The sequence below is a fragment of the Paenibacillus oralis genome (genome assembly GCF_003863965.1).
GTDB lineage: Bacteria > Bacillota > Bacilli > Paenibacillales > Paenibacillaceae > Fontibacillus > Fontibacillus oralis.
Window position 1 is genome coordinate 4,120,644 of sequence record NZ_RRCN01000001.1, and the last position, 18,045, is coordinate 4,138,688.

Annotated in this window: 15 protein-coding genes; 8 read left to right on the top strand and 7 right to left on the bottom strand. The window is 54.8% G+C overall.

The genetic code is table 11. The features are described 5' to 3' along the window. Window positions 1-359: 359 nt before the first annotated feature. The 5 genes from thiD (at window position 360) to EHV15_RS18435 (ending at window position 6,745) form a co-directional block, all read left to right on the top strand. The gene (gene thiD / locus EHV15_RS18415) at window positions 360-1,175 is read left to right on the top strand and encodes a bifunctional hydroxymethylpyrimidine kinase/phosphomethylpyrimidine kinase (protein WP_128632478.1); all 816 of its coding nucleotides are present in this window, start codon (window positions 360-362) and stop codon (window positions 1,173-1,175) included. Between the two features lie 3 nt (window positions 1,176-1,178). Further along, the gene (gene yfcE, locus EHV15_RS18420) at window positions 1,179-1,724 is read left to right on the top strand and encodes a phosphodiesterase (protein WP_128632479.1); all 546 of its coding nucleotides are present in this window, start codon (window positions 1,179-1,181) and stop codon (window positions 1,722-1,724) included. A 162-nt stretch (window positions 1,725-1,886) separates the two neighbouring features. After that, the gene (locus EHV15_RS18425; RefSeq protein ID WP_178075884.1) at window positions 1,887-2,954 is read left to right on the top strand and encodes a stalk domain-containing protein; all 1,068 of its coding nucleotides are present in this window, start codon (window positions 1,887-1,889) and stop codon (window positions 2,952-2,954) included. A 129-nt stretch (window positions 2,955-3,083) separates the two neighbouring features. Continuing rightward, window positions 3,084-3,782 carry an HAD family hydrolase gene (locus EHV15_RS18430; RefSeq protein ID WP_128632481.1) on the top strand — a complete coding sequence of 233 codons (699 nt, stop codon included), beginning with the start codon at window positions 3,084-3,086 and terminating at the stop codon, window positions 3,780-3,782. A gap of 173 nt (window positions 3,783-3,955) precedes the next feature. Then, window positions 3,956-6,745, top strand: a complete 2,790-nt coding sequence (locus EHV15_RS18435; protein WP_128632482.1) for an endo-beta-N-acetylglucosaminidase — start codon at window positions 3,956-3,958, stop codon at window positions 6,743-6,745. Window positions 6,746-6,790: 45 nt separating this feature from the next. On the opposite strand, the gene EHV15_RS18440 is transcribed toward EHV15_RS18435, so the two are convergent. From EHV15_RS18440 to EHV15_RS18465, 6 genes are read right to left on the bottom strand one after another with little or no spacing between them, the layout of a single operon-like run. Further along, a complete protein-coding gene (locus EHV15_RS18440; protein ID WP_128632483.1) occupies window positions 6,791-7,894 on the bottom strand; it encodes a YheC/YheD family endospore coat-associated protein in 1,104 nt (367 codons plus the stop codon). Beyond that, entirely contained in the window at window positions 7,876-8,406 is a 531-nt protein-coding gene (locus EHV15_RS18445) for a GNAT family N-acetyltransferase (RefSeq protein ID WP_128632484.1), read from the bottom strand. Before EHV15_RS18445 ends, EHV15_RS18440 begins: the two co-directional genes overlap by 19 nt. A 17-nt stretch (window positions 8,407-8,423) precedes the next feature. Further along, window positions 8,424-9,545 (bottom strand): YheC/YheD family endospore coat-associated protein, encoded by a 1,122-nt coding sequence (locus tag EHV15_RS18450; RefSeq protein WP_128632485.1) that lies wholly within the window; start codon window positions 9,543-9,545, stop codon window positions 8,424-8,426. Next, the gene (locus EHV15_RS18455; RefSeq protein WP_128632486.1) at window positions 9,545-10,918 is read right to left on the bottom strand and encodes a YheC/YheD family endospore coat-associated protein; all 1,374 of its coding nucleotides are present in this window, start codon (window positions 10,916-10,918) and stop codon (window positions 9,545-9,547) included. The genes EHV15_RS18450 and EHV15_RS18455 overlap by 1 nt, the downstream gene beginning before the upstream one ends. Before the next feature lie 23 nt (window positions 10,919-10,941). After that, the gene (locus EHV15_RS18460; protein WP_128632487.1) at window positions 10,942-12,054 is read right to left on the bottom strand and encodes a YheC/YheD family endospore coat-associated protein; all 1,113 of its coding nucleotides are present in this window, start codon (window positions 12,052-12,054) and stop codon (window positions 10,942-10,944) included. Between the two features lie 14 nt (window positions 12,055-12,068). Beyond that, window positions 12,069-13,439 carry a YheC/YheD family endospore coat-associated protein gene (locus tag EHV15_RS18465; protein WP_128632488.1) on the bottom strand — a complete coding sequence of 457 codons (1,371 nt, stop codon included), beginning with the start codon at window positions 13,437-13,439 and terminating at the stop codon, window positions 12,069-12,071. A 257-nt stretch (window positions 13,440-13,696) separates the two neighbouring features. On the opposite strand from EHV15_RS18465, the gene EHV15_RS18470 reads away from it, so the two are divergent. The 3 genes from EHV15_RS18470 (at window position 13,697) to EHV15_RS18480 (ending at window position 15,663) form a co-directional block, all read left to right on the top strand. Then, entirely contained in the window at window positions 13,697-14,860 is a 1,164-nt protein-coding gene (locus EHV15_RS18470) for a DUF445 family protein (protein ID WP_128632489.1), read from the top strand. Between the two features lie 46 nt (window positions 14,861-14,906). Then, on the top strand, window positions 14,907-15,251 hold the full coding sequence (locus EHV15_RS18475) for a YlbF/YmcA family competence regulator (protein ID WP_128632490.1): 345 nt from the start codon (window positions 14,907-14,909) through the stop codon (window positions 15,249-15,251). A gap of 118 nt (window positions 15,252-15,369) precedes the next feature. Beyond that, window positions 15,370-15,663 carry a hypothetical protein gene (locus tag EHV15_RS18480; RefSeq protein ID WP_128632491.1) on the top strand — a complete coding sequence of 98 codons (294 nt, stop codon included), beginning with the start codon at window positions 15,370-15,372 and terminating at the stop codon, window positions 15,661-15,663. Between the two features lie 662 nt (window positions 15,664-16,325). Here the strand turns inward: EHV15_RS18480 and ilvB are convergent. After that, window positions 16,326-18,041: a biosynthetic-type acetolactate synthase large subunit gene (gene ilvB, locus EHV15_RS18485; protein WP_128632492.1), complete on the bottom strand. Its 1,716-nt coding sequence runs from the start codon at window positions 18,039-18,041 to the stop codon at window positions 16,326-16,328. Between the last annotated feature and the right edge of the window lie 4 nt (window positions 18,042-18,045).

Genomic DNA, 18,045 nt, shown 5'->3' on the forward strand with positions numbered 1-18,045 from the left:
CTCCTCCCATGTTATCCATTGTATGGTGGGGGGAGAAGGGGGACAACCCTCAACATTTGGCATGGAACACTTTACCGGGGCGATTCGAATTTTCGTGGCTTGGCCGAACCAAATGCAAAAGTACATCTGATTTTCTACGAATGTTCGTTTTAGATCGCTTGAAATGCAAAAGTGCATCTCATTTGGGGCTATTTGATAAAAAAGGGACTTTTGATCGGGAATGAACTGTACTTTTGCATTTGATGGGCCATATTCGAGTAATTTCGTCTGAACTTTCTAAAAATAGTGCTAAAATAGATGTTATCAGTTCCCGCCGAAATTCGGGAGCTAGGAAGTTCATCGTAAAGGAGCAACCCAACATGTCAAAGATCTTCAAAACATTAACGATTGCCGGCAGTGATTCCAGCGGGGGAGCCGGGATTCAGGCCGATTTGAAAACATTCGAAGAGTACGGTACTTACGGCTTCAGCGCCTTGACGACGATCGTCACGATGGATCCGGACCGGGGGTGGCACCATAACGTTTACCCGATGGAAGCCGCATTGGTAGCCGAGCAGCTCAAAACCGTCTATGCCGGAGGCCCCGTTGACGCGATGAAAACCGGAATGCTGGGCAGCGTACCGATTATCGAAGCCGTGGAGTCCTGCATCCGTAAATATGATCAGCCAAATGTCGTCATCGACCCAGTGATGGTCTGCAAAGGCGAGGATGAAGTGTTGAACCCGGAAAGCGCGGACGCGATCCGCGATTTGCTGCTGCCGCTGGCCACGGTGACGACGCCGAATTTGTTCGAAGCCGGGGTATTGTCGGGGCTTGGGCGTCTTACCACGCTGGATGAGATGAAGGCGGCGGCTCAAGCGATCTACAAGCGCGGCGCCAAAAACGTCGTCATTAAAGGCGGCAAAGCGCTGGACGGGGAAATGGCGATCGACCTGTTCTACGACGGCGCAGAGTATGTCGTTTTGGAGTCGCCGAAAATTGAACCGGCCTATAATCACGGCGCTGGCTGTACGTTTGCGGCAGCCATTACCGGCGGTTTGGCGAACGGCTTAACGGTCAAGGAAGCGGTGGCTAAGGCAAAGAAATTCGTTACCGCCGCCATCCGTTCCGGATATCGCTTTAATGAATATGTCGGACCGGTGTTCCATGCGGGGTACCGGTTGAACGGAGAGTAAGCCATGAAATTGATGTTTATTTCGGACATCCACGGGTCCGGCCATTGGCTGGACCGGGCGCTGGAGAAGATGGAGGAGGAGCGGCCGGACCAACTCGTCATGCTGGGGGATTTCCTCTACCATGGGCCGCGTAATCCGCTCCCGGAAGGCTACGATCCTAAGCGGGTTGCGGAGACGCTGAACCGGCACAAGCACAAAATCGCCGCCGTTCGCGGCAACTGCGACGCGGAAGTCGACCAGATGCTGCTGGAGTTTCCGATGATGGCGGACTACGCCATGATTTTGCATGAGGGCCGCCGCATCTATGCAACCCACGGCCACGGCTTTAATATCGACCAGTTGCCGCCGCTGGCCGAAAACGACGTGTTTATTCAGGGGCATACCCATATCCCTGTCGCCGACCGCAAGGGCGGGGTGTTTGTGCTGAATCCGGGATCGATCGCCCTGCCGAAGGACAACTATCCCCATTCCTACGGAATTCTTGCGGGCGATGAATTCCTTGTGAAGGATTTTGACGGCGGCACGGTGAAGGGAATCCGCCTGAAGTAGCACTTAAGAAATACCAAATTGTTACCAAAATGAAATTGGCCTGTGGCTGAAAAATATGGTAACCTTAAGCTACCTGCTAATTAAATTTAATAGAGAGCTTGTCAGCTAATCCAATCTTTAAACGGCAGGGCAATAATTGGGAAAAGGAGAATGTCGGTAATAATGAAGTTTAACAAGAAAGCGGTCGGCCTCATAGCCTTGTCTTCCGTGCTGATTTCCGGGACTTTGCTGACCAACGACGCATTTGCGGCGAATGCCACGAAAACATTGAAGGCGGTTTTTAGCAATATTAAACTCGTATATAACGGACAAACGATTTCGTCTACCTCTGGCCAGGAGCCTTTTATGGTTGACGGAACCACCTATGTGCCGATCCGGATGGCGGGCGAAGCGCTCGGCAAATCGTTATCCTGGGACGGGACGAACAAGATCGTCACGATTACGGATGTTACGTCGTCTACGGATAAAGCCGAGCTCGACAAACTGAATGCGGAAGTTACGGAATTGAACAAACAGCTTGCGAATTTAAAATCAGAATTAAGCACGGCGAATTCGACGATTACGTCGAAGGATTCAACGATTTCCTCGCTGGAATCGCAAATCAAATCACTGCAAAGTGCCTTGGACAACAAAAACGACAACCTGAGCAGTTTGGAAAAAAACCTTAATCGCGACTACGAAGACTCTTTCGATCTGGACGCCTCGATTTCCCTGTCCGGGGATAAAAACGACATTACAGTGACCATTAAAGTGGACGAAGACGAATGGAACTATTTGTCGTCCTCGAGACAGGAATCGTATCTGCAGGACATCGTCGACGATATTTTGCATGAGTACAGCAAAGCGGATATCGAGGGAAGCGTGAAAAACAAAAAATCTTCCAAACTGACAAACTTCTCCGTCAACAGCTCGGGAACAGTTCGTTTAGGCAGCAACAGCAGCAGCGGCCTAAGCGAATCCAGAATGCTGGAGAAATTGGAGGATGAATACTCCCCTTATCGGGGTTATCCGGTAAGCATCGTCCTGTCCGTGGATGATAAACGTGAAGAGGTCTCTTTAAAAGTCTACATCAAAAAGAGCAACTGGGAGAATCTCTCCAGCTCTAATCAAAGAAATCTGTTGGGCGACATGATTGACGACTTGGAAGACAACTATCCGGACTACAGAATTCGCGGATATGTCTATGATGCCGACAACCGCAGCTCGTCTTTGGATAAACGATCCTCATAAAAATAACGGATGTTTCAAGCCGCCCTTTCCTCACGGAAGGGGCGGTTTTTGCTTTTTAAGGGCAAGGTTTACAAATGACGCCGTTTTGACATATTATGGGGCTATACAATAGAGGGAAGGACTGTGGGGATGGAGAACGCAAAACCTATGCTGACGAAACCCGAAGCGATGATTTTTGACATGGACGGAACGTTGTTCAAGACGGAAACGCTGCTTGTTCCCGTGTTTCACCAAGTGTTTGACCGGCTGCGGGAGGAGCGGCTGTATGAAGGCGAAACACCACCTGAGGAATTGATTTTAAGCTGTCTGGGCATGCTGCTGCCGGAAATCTGGAAAAGAGTGCTGCCGGATCAAAGTGAAAAGGTGCGTCAACGGGCCGACGAGCTGTTGCTCGAGCTAGAGCTGGCCGGACTGAAGGAACTCCCCTCCGAGCTGTACCCGCAGGTGCGCGAAACTTTGACGCGGCTAAAAGAGCAGGGCGTCAGACTTTTTGTGGCCAGCAACGGGCTGGAGCATTACGTAAAGGGTGTGGCCGGCACGCACGGCATTCTTCCGTTGTTTGAAGGACTATACAGCGCCGGCGAATATCAGACGGCGTCCAAAGTGGATTTGGTCAAGCTGCTGCTGGACAACCACGGCATCCGCACCGCCTGGATGGTTGGTGATCGCTCCTCCGATGTGGAAGCGGGCAGTAAAAACGGTCAGACCGTCATCGGCTGCGCTTACGCGGGTTTTGGGAATGACCGGGAATTGGCGGGGGCCGACGTGTTGATCGGCGCCTTCGCTGAGCTGCTCGAATTATATGACGAAGCGGCAAATAGCAAATAATGAAGGTTAAGCAGATCTTTCTCCCCAAGGGAGAGGTCTGCTTTTTCTTTAAATCAACCATAATATCTTTAATTTGTCCCATTGTTGGAAGGGTTTTCATCGGATAGAGTGATAACGTAAATGACCAATCCGGATTGGGGCAAGCATGATGACATGAAAATGGAGGGGAAATAATGATCGTAAAAACCGGAAAAAAAGCAATCGCCAAAATCACTTCGATCGCAGTGGTGTTAGCCGTGGTTGTCACGGGTTTTCCGCTTGAGGCGCAGGCGGGGGACACCTGGCCTTTTGAGGGAGCGAGCGCTCACGGGCAAAACCAGCCCAGCGTACACGGATATACCAGCGGACATATTCAGAATTGGAGCCCGGAAACCGACCCTGACGCCGAACTGCTCAGATCCCATGTGCCGCTGCAAAAACGAATCGCCCCGTTCCCGGCCACCCAAGCCAATCCCAAGCTAAGCACGGACGTGCAAATGATGAACGTGGCGGGCGATTATGGAAACGCTTTTATCGAAAATGCGCCTTACACGAACAAATTTGCCCAATATCATTTTAATTTTTGGCAGTACATCGATTATTACTCCTATTGGCACGGAACGGCGACGGCCTATACCCCGCCGGAATATTACGACGAATTGGCGCAGAAGGACTGGCAGCAAAAATGGTTTGAATTCGGCATCCTGAACATTCCGAATCCGACGTATACCGACGCGGCCCACAAAAACGGGGTGCTGTCTTTGGCGGGGATTTTCTTCTCCAACAACGACCGCGGGCAACAGACGTATAAACAGATGATCGTCAAGGATGAGCGCGGCCATTTTCCGGTGGCCGACAAGCTGATTGAAATGGCCGGCTATTTCGGGTATGACGGGTACTTTATCAACCAGGAGGAAATCGGCCCCAATGTCGACACCAAGGACATTCCCGACTATATCGCCTTTATGAAAGCGCTGCAAAATGGCGGGTTGTACGTTCAGTGGTATGATTCGCTGGATACCCGCACCGGTGCGAACACCTTTGCCAGAACGTTCAACGATAACAATATTTCGTTCTTGTACGACAAAAACGATAGTAAGCAGGTTGCCCAATCCTTCTTTTTTGATTACGGTATGGGCGCGAGCCAAATCGCGGCAGCCAAAAGCTATTTGAACAAGCTAAACGATTCCCAGGGAACGAGCTTCGATATTTACGATGTCGGATTTGCCGGGCTTGAGGCCGGACGCGACCGGTTTAAGAGCGTTCAGGGAACGGCGCTGAAAAATAAACTCAATAACGGCCTGCCGCTGCTTAGCATCGCCACGCTTGGCGCCGATTTCGTCCATGCCGGGCTCGACGAGGATATGAATCAAGCGTGGCCGGTCCGGCATCGCCAGGAAAACGAATACCAATGGATGACGAAGGTCCGCGAACAATTGTGGTGGTCGGGACCCAACATTGATCCGCAAAACACACAGGTGCCCGGGACGAACACGGCCGGCGACGTCTATGCGGACAACCGGTATTGGCCGGGCATGGCGTCCGTGATCGCCGAGCGTTCCGTTATCGGCAGTTCGGACTTCTATACGAATTTCAACACGGGACACGGATTGTCCTATTACGTGGACGGCAAGGTGTCGGGCGGGGACGAGTGGTCCAATATGAGCTTGCAGGACGTTCCGGTGACCTGGCAATGGTGGCAGGATACGGCCGGCAACAAGCTTACCGTCGATTTCGACTATGGCCCGGAATATAACTTCACGGATACGGATCGATACGACTATGAGCAAATCGGCGCTTACCAAGGCGGCAGCTCGCTGGTCGTGAACGGCGATTTGAATGCGGAGAATTTCTTGCGCTTGTATAAGACGGATCTTGACGTAAATAAAAGCTCGAAGCTTTCGCTAACCTACAACAAAAGCTCGGCCAATGACGGTTCGACGATGTATGCCGGCCTGATCCTGGCGGACGATCCGGAGCACGTGGTGAAAATTGCCGTTCCGGACAGCGGGAAACGCACGAAAGATTGGGTCACGGCGGAGCTTGACCTTAGCGGCTACAGCGGAAAATCCATTGCCGCTTTCGGCCTCGTGTTCGATCCGGGGAAACAACCGGTGGATAACTATCAGATCAATATCGGGCAAATCCGTATCGATGACGGTTCGGCGGTCAAGCCATCCGCGCCTGTGGGGCTAACGATTTCCGCAGCCTATCCGAATACCGGCGAGATGACGGTCAAATGGGATATGGACCCGGATTACTCCGTGGTTAAACAATACAATGTATACGTAAACGATGTATTCATTGGCGGTAAATACGACGGCATCTATTACATTAAAAATTTGCCGGCGAAATCGGGCACGATCAAAGTCGCCGCCGTAGGGGCGGACGGCCGGGAAGGACAGGCCGCGAAAATCAACTTCAATCTGACCCATTCGGTCTCGGATATCGCCGCGGATTCGCAGGAAAACGGCGACCTCCGGGTAACCTGGACCAATCCGCATAAACCGGCGGGCGATATTACGGTCAGCGTGCAATCACTAAACTGGATCACCACTAAGGAACCCGTCTCCGCCAAAGTAACGGTTCCGAAAGGGTCCACCTCCGCGCTGTTTAGCGGCATGCCAATAAACGGGGACGATTATCTGGTGACGATTGCTTCGGAAGACGCTACGCCGGTTTCGATAAGCGGCCGGTTTATCGATAAAATTTCCGAGCCGTACGCCGAGGATTGGTCATGGGACGGCGATAAACTGAATTTGCCGATGCCAAGCACCAGAGATTGGCGGTACATGTATGTATACGAGGACGGGGTCCGAAAAAAATTCCCGATAACCTATGGTGTGGGAGACAAGGACCGGATCATTCGGGGCAGGACGACCAAGGCGAGCCTCAGTTTCACCTCGGCGGCGAAAGAAGTGTATGTCATCATGGAGGATTATGCCGGCAACCAATCGGATCCGGTATACCTCAAAGGCGAGTAACCATAGAGCCGCTGCAGGCCAAATAAAGCGAAGCCGCTCCTTCCGTCAGGAAGGGGCGGCTTTCTGTTTGTGTACCCACATGGCGTATTCGAGCGGCCGTACGATCGCTTTCCGGTAGGCGTCGGGATCGCCGGATTTCATGAAGACCTCCCGCGCCGGCTTGGGGTTCACCTCGAGGACGTAGATATGCCCTTGCTTATTGATGGCTAAATCGAGGGCCAACTCGCACAGGGAACCGAAGGTTTTTTCCAAATATTCCGCGATGTCCAGGCTTAGCCGCTCAGCGGTTCTGCGCACTTCGGCGCGCCGTTCCTCCCCGGGAATCCACTGCTTAAGGAGCGTGTTCATCGCCACCGCATGCCCGCCGCCGTGCAAATTGGAGGTTACGCTGCGGGGCGGGCCGACGCGCCCGGCACAACCGGTCGCTTCCCAGCGGCCCTGCCCGTTTTTTTGCACCAGCATCCGGTAATCGTGAACCCGGCCGTTCGGCAGCTTGATTTGAATCCCCTGCTGGGCGAGAAATTCGGCGCTGCCCTTCCAGGCAAGCAGGTAAGCGCTCAGCCGGGATTTATGGATTTTCCGGGGGGAAACGATGCTGCGGTTTTGTTCCCGACCTTGAATCAAGAACTGATCCGCTCCAAAGCGCTCGATCCGCAGGATTCCCCGGCCTCCGGTACCGCTGATTGGCTTGACGTAAACGGTCGGATATTTTTTCAGCAACCCGAGCACATCCCCGCTATGCTGAAACAACATGGTTTCGGGGAGATGCTCCCTGAACCTCTCGATGCGGGATAACGTTTGGTAGATGGTCCATTTGTTGCGCAGCGGGCGGTTGAGGAAGGTCAGGCTGCCGTGGCGCGCCCGGAAGCGCCTCAGCTGTTCGAACCTTTTGCTGCGTTGGATCCGGCAGCGGTCGAAAATGAGATTCGGAAACCGGCGCCATTTACGGGACCATTTTTTGTGTTTCGGATCGTAAACGAGCGCATAAATCAGCTTTTTTTTCTCATAGACATCCGCAGGGGTAAATACAAAAACGTCCAGCCCAAGCCGCTGTCCTTCGGAGATCATTTTTTGGTAAATATGCGGTTCCTCCAACCGTTTCTTGTCATTTAGGTACAAAGTCAAGATCCCTAAAACGGGTTGAGACAAAGAGAATCACCTTCTTCGTTGAAATGGGCAGTGCCGCCTCCGCTTGCTGTCCGCGATAGGCTGTTTTCGAGGAGCAGCTGCGGTTTTCCGCCGCGGACCTTGACCAGCCGGCGGGCATAAAGGCCTGCGCGGAAACACATCTGCAGGCTGGAGATCTGGTCGCAGGCCACCAGGCACGACAATTGCCGCAAAATGGAAAGCTGCTCCGCAAGCAGCCTGGAGCCGAGCCCACGTCCCCGATACAGCGGATGGACCACGACGAGGCAAAGCCCGCGGCCGTAATCCGTAACGCAGGAGACGCCGGCAATGCGGGGCCCGTCGTCAGCTTGAATCCGGGCTACAAGCAGCGAGCTCCCCGGGAAGCCGAGCTCTCTCGGCGACAGCTTCATCAGTGCCCGGAAGGCGAAGGGCGGGATGCGTCCCGCCCCATACTTGCGCGCAAAGACCAGCACATCGCCGTGCTGCTGTTCCCAACCCGGCCCGTCTTCGGGTTTTAGTTTTCGAATTTCCATCGCTCCTCACCCCCTCGCTACTTGTGCTTCGGCTGCCGGGATAAAAATTGGCTGTATTGAAATATCCGCTCCAGCGACTTTTTACGAATATGCGGCTCATCGAATTTCATCGGCTTGGCATTGGCTTCAAAAAACCAGATTTGTCCTTCCGTATCAATCCCTAAGTCCATGGACATTTCCCCCAGTGTATGACCGCATTCCTTTTCGATTTGCTTGGCGATGAGCAGGGCGTTTGATTTCACGCGGCTGATCAGAAAGTCCGTCATGTCCGAGCCGAAAGCCGGGGACAGCAGCTTTTCCGGATCCTCAATGCTCCCCCCTTGCGGTACATGAGTTGTAATTCGCTTCGGCCCGGCGAGGCGGGCGCCGACCCCGGTGACCGTCCAGACGCCCTTGCCCGTCTTCTGCACAAGCACGCGCATATCGAAGTGGCGTCCGCGGTAAGAGGCGAGGGGGATGCTTTCCTGCATAATGTACGGGGTCCTGCCCGCTTCGGACTTGACCCGCTTCCAAAGGGCCGGAAGACTGGCCGTTTTGAACACGACGTTCCTGCTTCTTTTGCCCTGAAGCGTCAGCCGGTAGCGCTTCTCCTCGTTCTCGTTAAGCTTCACCAGCATAATCCCCTTCCCCGCCTTGCCGCTCACCGGTTTTAAATAAAGGCTGCCGTATTTTTGCAGCATCGCATCCAGCGTATTGGGGCCGATCATTTTTTTCGTATCCGGCACGAGCGCTCGGGTCGTTCGGCCCTTTTTCAGCCAATCGAACAGGCGCCATTTATTGAAGAAAAAAGGATTGTACAATTGGATCGACTCATGCCGGAGGCACTCGTCGATTTTCCGCCGCACCTCCGCTTTCCGTTCATCCTCGCGCAGCGGGACCCGGTTGTAGACGACGTCGGGCAGGGGGACCCAGTGCTTTTTCCACGTTTTATCCTCCGGATGGAACACGTACCCCTGCACTTTTTTGGCGCTGAGCTTGAGGTCCCGGGCGGTGACGACGTAAACCGGGATATCAAGCTCCAGACCCGTTTTTACGATATCCCGGAAATTGGCGCGGTTACCCCGGAATAGTTTGAAATCGTCATCGACCGTCAGCACGGCGACTACCGGTTTTTTTTCGCTCAAAAGCGGACTGCTCATCAGCCGTCCCTCCTACGGAATTTGCTTAAATACAGGCAATGTTCGAGGATATGATCGATCGAGGCCTTCCCTTCGGCGCGGAGCGAGGGATGCTTGAAAATGGAGCGCCCGGGTTTGGCGTTGGCTTCAAACATCCAGACTCGTTCGTCCCGGTCGATCCCGATGTCGAAGCCGATTTCGCCGATCAGATGCTGATGATGCGACTCGATCGCCTCCGCCAGCGTAATGGCTGCGTTTTTCGCGTGCCTCAGCACCTCGTCGGCGCGTGAGCCAAAGGCACGATTGAGCGCCTGGTCCGGCGTCAACAGGGAGCCGCCGTTTTTCAAATGGGTCGTTACACTGCCTTTTCCGGCTTTTTTGGCGCCGATGCCGACGACAACCCACTGGTTTCTGCCGTTTTTGTGCATATGAAAACGGAAATCGATCGGACAGCCGTCGATCTCGATCAGGCGGATGCCCTGCTGGGCGACATAGCCCCGCAGCGAGCGGCCGTGTCTGGCCTGCAGCGTTCGCATCAGGCTGGCGAAGGAGTTGAACCTGAGCAGGGCGTTATGGCCGTTTTTGCGGTAACGGGCGTAATAGCCGCTTTTCGGTATATAGGAAAGGCGATATATCCCGTTGCCCAGGCTTCCGCTGTTTGGTTTGTAATAAACGAGCGAATGGCGGTCGAGCATATCCTTGATTTGCTCCGGGGTTGGGCTCATGATCGATTCGGGCACATAACGGCTGACCGTGGGGTCCCTTTCCAGGAGACGGTAAATGTCAGATTTGTTGAAGAAGCTCCAGTTGAAAAAAGGGATCCTCCGGCGGACAAACCGGTCCCTGAGCTGATTGATCAAGGGCGATGTCTCCGCCCGGCGGCTGGGCAGCCGGTTGTACACGACATCGGGCAGCGGCACACGTTTTCTTACGAAACGTCCGGCTTCGTTCAGGAAATACCCGTTGATGGTTTCGTTATCCCAGTTAATGTCGCGCGGGGTAAAAGCAAAAATGTAGGACATTTTGCTGCCTTGGCGCATTAGCTGCCTGATAAAGCCGGTACGCGAACCAAACGGGTTCGCGCGGGAGGATGCCGGCCCGTCGGACAGCACGCCGATCAGCGGTCCGATTTGCACCTCGCCTTCCTGAAGACTGCGGAGATAAACGCCGCCCTGCTTCGGAATTTTGATGCCTTTGCGTACCCCGTTAGCCAAGTACAAGTGTTTGCCCGTTTTATTGATCCGCTTGACGGCGGCGGGCACCCGTTCCCCGCCGAGTCTCAGATGAACCGACTTTTTGCCTGACAGCTTCAGGTTCTTCATTAATGCCCCGGACAAGTAGACGACCCGCTCGGGTTCCTGCGTGAAATGGACGTTGCAATAAGTCAAACTCATGAATTTTATCCTCCTAAACGTTTTCAGGGTTTGCTCAGAAGCAAATAGCGGGCGTAGGAAATCGGATTTTCAATCGATTTTCGGGCGCTTATCGGGTCACCGATCCGGAAAAACGAAGTCCGTCCCGGTTTGGAATTCACCTCCAGGATCCAAACTTGGCCTTCGCGGTCCACGCCGAAATCGAGGCCAAGCTCCGCCAGGCGGCCAAAACAGGTCTCCAAATATTCCGGTATCCGCAAGGACAGATGGCGGATGGTTTGGACGGCGGATTTCCCGGCGGTTTCCCCTAGCTCCCGAATCAGATAAGGCAGCGCTTTATGCGCGGTGCCGCCGCCGTGAAGATTGGAGGTCAGCGAATGCTTTGGACCGACCCGCACCGCCATTCCCGTTAAGCTCCATTCCCCTTTTTCGTTTTTTTGCATGAGAACTCGAATATCGAACGGCTCGCCTTGCGCGTTGTTTAACTGCAGATAAGGCTGGATTAGAAAGGGGCGGGCTCCGATAAACTTATCGATCCATTCCAGCCCGGCTTTACGGGAACAGAAACGCCGTTTGAACAACGTATTGCTGCCGCTCCGGCCGATAATTCCGATTTGTTCGCCGGAGTCCGCCAGCTTGACGTAAAGCGTCCTTCTGCCGTGCGTACCGTTTCGGGGTTTCAGAAAAACCTCCTTGTCGTGGGCTTCAAGCCATTCGGCAAGCCTCAGCGGACCTTCGTACAATGCGGTTTCCGGCAAATAGGGAGCGAGATCCCGGCATTTGCGCAGCGCCTGGTACACCGCCCATTTTCCCGCAAGCCCCCGCGTCAGATAGATATACGGATGCTTGTCGGCCAACTGGGACAGCAGGCGATGTTTGCGCAGCTGCCCTTTGCGGTCATGGGTCAGGCAGCGGTCATAAATGATGTCAGGCCTGGGGAGCCATTTGCGGACCCAGATTCCCCGCTCAAACATGTAACCCGGAATCCCGTTTGCGTTGCCCTCCGAAATCGAAGGCAAACAAAATACATACACGCACATGCCCTTCCTTTCGCCGATCCGGCAAAGCTTGCGGCAAAAGGAAGCTTCAGCGAAAGGAAGCGGGCCTTCGCTTTCGGCGACAAGAACGCCGACGCTGCCTTTGAGAGCATGATTCATCGGATGATTCCTCCTTAGAAGCCGGACAAATAGCGGGTGTATTCTATAATTCGCTTGACCGACGGGCGGATCTTTCCAGTGCCCATCGGGGTATTGTCGTTTTTGGAAGGTTTGGAGTTGACCTCCAGCAGCCAAACCCTGCCGTTTGTGTCGACCGCCAGATCGATGCCGAATTCCCCGAAATGAGCCGGCAAGTTGGCGTCAACGCCCTGGGCGATGTCCAGCGCCGCCTTTTTCAATCTGGCGCCGACCTTGCTCTTCATTCCCGGCAGCAATGAACTGCGGGTACTCGCGTCCTTGACCGTGCTGAGCGTCCCTCCGCGGGCCAGATTGGACACGAAATGCTGGTTTCCGGCAATCCGGGCGACGATCGAGGTCGTGCTCCATTTGCCGGACAAATTTTTCTGGACAAGCGCGCGAAAATCGACCGGCCGATGATCGATCTCGATCAGGTGCAGCCCTTGCTGGATCTGGTATCTTGTCGTCTTCATTCTGCCGCTTAAGGCGGAGAAAAGCTTGGCGAGGCTGGGATAGGTATGGCGCCGCGTGCCGCCGACCTGAGCAGTAAGCGCCTGATAGGCGCCGCTTTCGAGCTTTGAAATGCGAATGATCCCTTTTCCCAAGCTGCCTTTGACCGGCTTCAAAAAAATGATCGGGTATTTGGCGCACATGGTCTTGAGCATGGCATAGCCCCGAAACAGATGGGATTCCGGCAAATAACGGAGCAGCGGGCCGTCTTTGGCCAGCGCGTCAAACACCTCGGTCTTATCGAGATATTTCTCGTTGAAAAAATGGCTCCCGTAGCGGGATTTTACTTCTTTCATAAAATGCTGTACGCTAGGTTTGTTCTCCAGTTTGCGGGATGTCAGCCGATTGTAAAATACGTCTGCGGCCGGCAAGGGGGTCTTTTTCCATTCGTCTTTGTGGAAGACCCAGCCGGACACTTGTTCGGAGTCTTTGCCGATATGCTCCGGCGTAAAAAAGTAGACAAACACCCCTTGCCTGGAGCATGCGTTAGCGAGTTCCCTGCAAAATGAAGTCATTTTACCGAAAGGTCTTTCCGGATTTTCCGCATCATCCTGGCTAAGCAACACGCCGAGCAAGGGGCCGAATTGAATGGTAGATGAATGAGGGCGATATATGAGCCGCAGCGGCGATCGCGGCTGAATTCCCATTTTCCTTGCAAGTCCAGCACTCATTCGAACTCCGTCGGATCTGATTAAAGGGATGACTTTTACACTATGCCGGAATGATCCGAAGGCCAGGAAGAGTGGAAGATCGGTCGGTATTTTCCACTGTTTGATCAGCATGTCTCCGAGCGCGAGGGTATCGTCTTCAAGCAGGCCCGGACCCATGATCTGTATCTTAATTTTTTTGGAGGGCATGTAGCGGATCTCCTTCCAAGCTAAGCTTGAGTCTTGGATGCAAGCAAAGACCGTCTGCGTCAAATGCATGTAATGCATCATATGAGGACATAGAATCCTTGGTGATTAACCCATGCCCGTTTTCGCGGGCTTTAAGGGCTGGCGATGAAGCGGCGTTTCCCGGTCCGGGCGCGGGCGGAAAGCGTAAGTCTGCGAGAGAAGAGTTAGGTAATAGCCTAAGATATTAGGTAGTAGCCTAAGATAAGGAGGAAATCGGGGTGGCCGATTGGCTTTATGTAGTCATTAACGTGGTAGTGGCTGCCTTCGTGGGCGGAATAACCAATCATTTTGCGATTAAAATGCTGTTTCATCCCAGAAAACCGGTACATATCGGCAAGTTCAAGATTCCGTTTACGCCGGGGCTCATTCCGAAGCGCCGGGACGATATCGCCGGGTCGCTGGGCCGAGTGGTGGCGGAATACCTGGTTACGGCCGAAGGACTGCAGGAGACCGTGCTGCGGCCGGCCTTCCGCCAAAAAGCGGAGGGGTATTTGCGCGGTCTGATCGAGCGCTGGGAGGCAAGCCCGCTGACGCTTGGCGAAGCGGCCGTGAGGACCTGGGGCGAAGCGGAATGGGAAGCAATGAAATCGCGGCTGGCCGGCGAAGTGCGGCGTGCGTCGGCGGCAGGACTTGAACACCTGTGGCGGCGTTACGAGTGGGACGGCATTCCTTTGAAACAGCTCGTTCCCGGCTGGTCGGAGGAAAACCGCAAGAAATGGAGCACCGCGGCGGCGCAAGCGATCCTGCAGGCGGTGGAGGAGGAGTTGTTGTCCGCCGGAGGGCAGCGCATGTTGTCCAAGATGGCTTCCGGCCTGATGGACAACGCCGGCGGATTTCTCGGCACGATGGCCGCGATATTTGTGGATGAGGATAAGCTGGTGCAAAAGCTGACGCCAGCCCTCGTCCGGGCGCTGCGGGGGGAAGAGACGGTAAGCAAAACGGCGGGAGCGATCGAAGCGCGGCTTGAGCTGTACGGAGAAAAGCCGGCCGCCGAGCTGCTTGCCGCCCTGACCGGGGAAGAGGCTTTGGACTGGCTGGCCGGGAAGCTCGGGCTTCTTCCGGTGGAAGCATGGATCGAACATGCGGAAGAAACGCCGCTGCGGTCCTTGCTGGCCCCGTGGAAAGAGCGGGCGATCGCGGCGGTTCCCGCGGTGACCCTGCGGGCGCTAAACCTCACGGCCAATGGAATCCCCGCCGCCATGCAGGCCGTGCAGCTGCCGCAATTGGTTGAGGAGCAGGTGCGGAAGTTTCCGGTGGAGCGCCTCGAGGAAATCATTCTCAGCGTGTCCGGCAAGGAATTTCGCGCGATCACCTGGCTGGGCGTTCTGCTTGGCGGGATCATCGGACTGTTCCAGTCGCTGTTGATGCTGGTGTCAAGGTAGCATAAATTTCGGAATAAGAATAAAGTCAATTTTAGGAGGAATACACATGAGTATTTACGACAAAGCGCATGATTTGGCGGCCGCCTTGAAAGGCAGCCCGGAAGTGACGGAAATTACGGCAGCGATGAAGCTGATCGAAGCCGACCCGGAGAGCAAACGGATGCTGGATGATTTCCGCGTCCGCCAAAACGCGGTGCAGCAGCGGATGATGGCGGGGGAAATGCCGGCTCCCGAAGAAATGGAACAGATGGAGAAGCAGTTCGAGGTGCTGAGCCTGAACCTGAACATTCGCCGCCTGTTTGATGCGGAGCGCCGGCTTAGCGTAATTATCCAAGACATCAACAAGATCATTACGGACAGCCTGCAGCATTTGTACGGGGCGGGAATGTAAACGAAAAAAGGTTCTCATATTCTTTCGTTTCCCTTCATAGATTAGAAGAGAACAAGCGGACAGGCGAAGGTGCGAATCTCTTAATCTCTTAATCTATGAAATAAAGGAGCTGCGAAAGATGAAGACGGTAAAGAAACCAAACAAATGGAAGCATGTCGTTTATTTAATTCTGGCGCTGGCGATGCTCGTGTACGCGCTGCCGCTTATTTCCTTTGATCCCTGGGCCGGCTGGGTATCGCTGTTCGGCGCGGTATGGGCGGGTTTTGCTTTTCTTGTGATCGGAGCGCATCTGCATTTTTTGCTGGGCGTAAACGAAGAGAAACAGCGCGAACTCGACAAAATCCGCCGGGCGAAACTGCGGGAATGGGAGCTGAAGTGGCAGGAGGAAGGCGGGCGCGGCCAGAGTGTATAACGCCGGTTGCTTGGCAAGACGGCGGTTTCGATTGAACCATTCAGGGCTTGGGCTAAGAGAAAAAGGGCTTTCCCGACGAAGATGATGCTTCTCGGGGAGCCCTTTTTTACATTATTCACAAAATTTCCGGCGAGGTAGCGGACGATGCGAAGGTAGAAGGGGAGGGGGAGAGCACGATGCGAAGGTAGAGAGGGGAAGGAGAGGACGATGCGCAGATAGCGAGGGGAGGAGGAGAGGAATCTGGAGGCTAAGGGACACCAGAGCCGTTATTTACGGAAAAACGGAGGTTTGCAAAATGTAACGGACACAGATGACCTTATTTAGCTCAAATCGGCGAGGGTGAACTCGTTTAAAGCGAAATAGAGTCATGTGTGTCCGTTAGGCTGGGAAATACCCGGGAAATGGGCGGATAAGGTCGCTGGTGTCCGTTAGAGCAGCGTCCGCAGTTTAGCAAGAGCCCCGGCTTAGGAAAAACCTCGCCGCCGGCGAGGCCCTTGCCCGCGCAAACCCATACGCTCAGCGCAAGGGGAGGGATGGGTATGGGGTTCCACCCCATACCCATCCCCTCTTCTGTTCTACTACGAGAATCCTTCCCCTTCTTTCATGATCAGCAGTACCGAGTACTTCGGTTTTGCCTGCCGAGGCCATGCTTCGACCGGGAGCTACAGGTCGTCCTCGCCGGTCAGCATCTTGTCGTTGCTTTCTCCGGGCGGCACCATCGGGTAAACGTTTTGCTCTTCCTTGACGTTGAACTCCATCAGCACAGGACCCGGGATTTCCAGAGCCCGGCGAATCGCGAATTCGGCTTCCTCCACCGTCTGCGCGCGAAAACCGGGAACCCCGTATGCGCCCGCGAAAGCGACAAAATCCGGCGAGGAAATTTGCACGGAGGAATAACGCCGATCATAGAACAGCTGCTGCCACTGCCGGACCATCCCCAAATAACCGTTGTTCAGGATAGCGATCTTAATCGGCAGCTTGTAGTCGACGGCCGTCATCAACTCCTGGAGGTTCATTTGAAAGCTCCCGTCTCCGGTCACGCACAGGATCGGCCGCGTTTCGCTGCCTTGGGCGACCGCCGCCCCGATGGCGGCGGGGAAGCCAAAGCCCATCGTGCCGAGTCCCCCCGACGTCAGGAACGAACGGGGACGGGAAAATCTGTAGTGGTGGGCGGTCCATATTTGATGCTGGCCGACATCCGTGGCTACGACCGCCCCGCCTTCCGTCAGTGTATCGAGCAGCTTAATGACTTCCTGCGGATTCAGCGCGTCCTTGCCGGCATCGGCGGGGGCGGTAAAGTGCGGGACTTTTCTTTGCCAGCCGGCGGTGCCATCCGCCCATTCGCTTCCTGGGCCACCGCAAGGCGAAGCGTTCAGCTTGGCCAGCAGTTCCCGGATATCGCCCTGGACGTTCAGATCCATGGGGATATTTTTATCCAACTCGGCGTTGTCGATATCGACCTGGATTTTCCAGGACTGCGGGGAAAACGATTTGGCTTTGCCGGACAAGCGGTCGTTTAGCCTCGTGCCGAGGCAGAGCAGCAGGTCGGCCTGATGGACGGCCCGGTTGGCGGCATAGGTTCCGTGCATGCCGAGCATGCCGAGGTACAGCGGATGCCGGGAAGGGAAAGCTCCGATCCCCATCAGCGTGGTAGCGACGGGAATCCGCGCGCTCTCCGCGAACCGGACGAGCTCCTCGGCGGCGCCGGATGAGACCACGCCGCCCCCGGCCACCAGGACCGGCCGCCGGGATGCAGCAAGTTTGTCCCGGATGATACGCACGGATTCATCAGGAATGGGAGGAGCGGGCTGATAACCGCGGATCGAGGTTTGCAGGGCCGGAACGAGTCCGGTTTTGCCCGCCATCACATTTTTGGGCAAATCGATCAGCACCGGTCCGGGTCTTCCCGTCGTGGCGATATAAAAGGCTTCCTTCACGATCCGCGGCAATTGGCCGATGTCCGAAACGGCATAATTATGCTTCGTCACATCCATCGTCATGCCGAAAATGTTCACTTCCTGGAAGCTGTCGCGCCCGATCAGATCGGTGGATACCTGGCCCGTCAACACCACCAGCGGCACCGAGTCCATAAAGGCGTTGGCGATGCCCGTCACCGCGTTTGTGGCTCCCGGTCCCGAGGTGACCAGGGCTACGCCGGCCCGGCCCGTAACCCGCGCATATCCGTCCGCCGCGTGCACGGCGGCCTGTTCGTGGCGGGTCAAAATATGCCGCATCCCGGAGCAGTCATAAAGCGCGTCATAAATCGGAATTACCGCGCCGCCGGGATACCCGAAAATCGTATCGACCTTTTCCTCCCGCAAGCATTCGATCAACAGCTCCGCTCCCGTTTTAAGCCGCAATGTCTGGTTTGTACTCATCGTT

Bases quoted from the DNA above. Each gene is read 5' to 3' on its own strand.
- thiD (WP_128632478.1), top strand. From the start codon at position 360: ATGTCAAAGATCTTCAAAACATTAACGATTGCCGGCAGTGATTCCAGC.
- yfcE (WP_128632479.1), top strand. From the start codon at position 1,179: ATGAAATTGATGTTTATTTCGGACATCCACGGGTCCGGCCATTGGCTG.
- EHV15_RS18425 (WP_178075884.1), top strand. From the start codon at position 1,887: ATGAAGTTTAACAAGAAAGCGGTCGGCCTCATAGCCTTGTCTTCCGTG.
- EHV15_RS18430 (WP_128632481.1), top strand. From the start codon at position 3,084: ATGGAGAACGCAAAACCTATGCTGACGAAACCCGAAGCGATGATTTTT.
- EHV15_RS18435 (WP_128632482.1), top strand. From the start codon at position 3,956: ATGATCGTAAAAACCGGAAAAAAAGCAATCGCCAAAATCACTTCGATC.
- EHV15_RS18445 (WP_128632484.1), bottom strand. From the start codon at position 8,406: ATGGAAATTCGAAAACTAAAACCCGAAGACGGGCCGGGTTGGGAACAG.
- EHV15_RS18450 (WP_128632485.1), bottom strand. From the start codon at position 9,545: ATGAGCAGTCCGCTTTTGAGCGAAAAAAAACCGGTAGTCGCCGTGCTG.
- EHV15_RS18455 (WP_128632486.1), bottom strand. From the start codon at position 10,918: ATGAGTTTGACTTATTGCAACGTCCATTTCACGCAGGAACCCGAGCGG.
- EHV15_RS18460 (WP_128632487.1), bottom strand. From the start codon at position 12,054: ATGAATCATGCTCTCAAAGGCAGCGTCGGCGTTCTTGTCGCCGAAAGC.
- EHV15_RS18465 (WP_128632488.1), bottom strand. From the start codon at position 13,439: ATGCCCTCCAAAAAAATTAAGATACAGATCATGGGTCCGGGCCTGCTT.
- EHV15_RS18475 (WP_128632490.1), top strand. From the start codon at position 14,907: ATGAGTATTTACGACAAAGCGCATGATTTGGCGGCCGCCTTGAAAGGC.
- EHV15_RS18480 (WP_128632491.1), top strand. From the start codon at position 15,370: ATGAAGACGGTAAAGAAACCAAACAAATGGAAGCATGTCGTTTATTTA.
- ilvB (WP_128632492.1), bottom strand. From the start codon at position 18,041: ATGAGTACAAACCAGACATTGCGGCTTAAAACGGGAGCGGAGCTGTTG.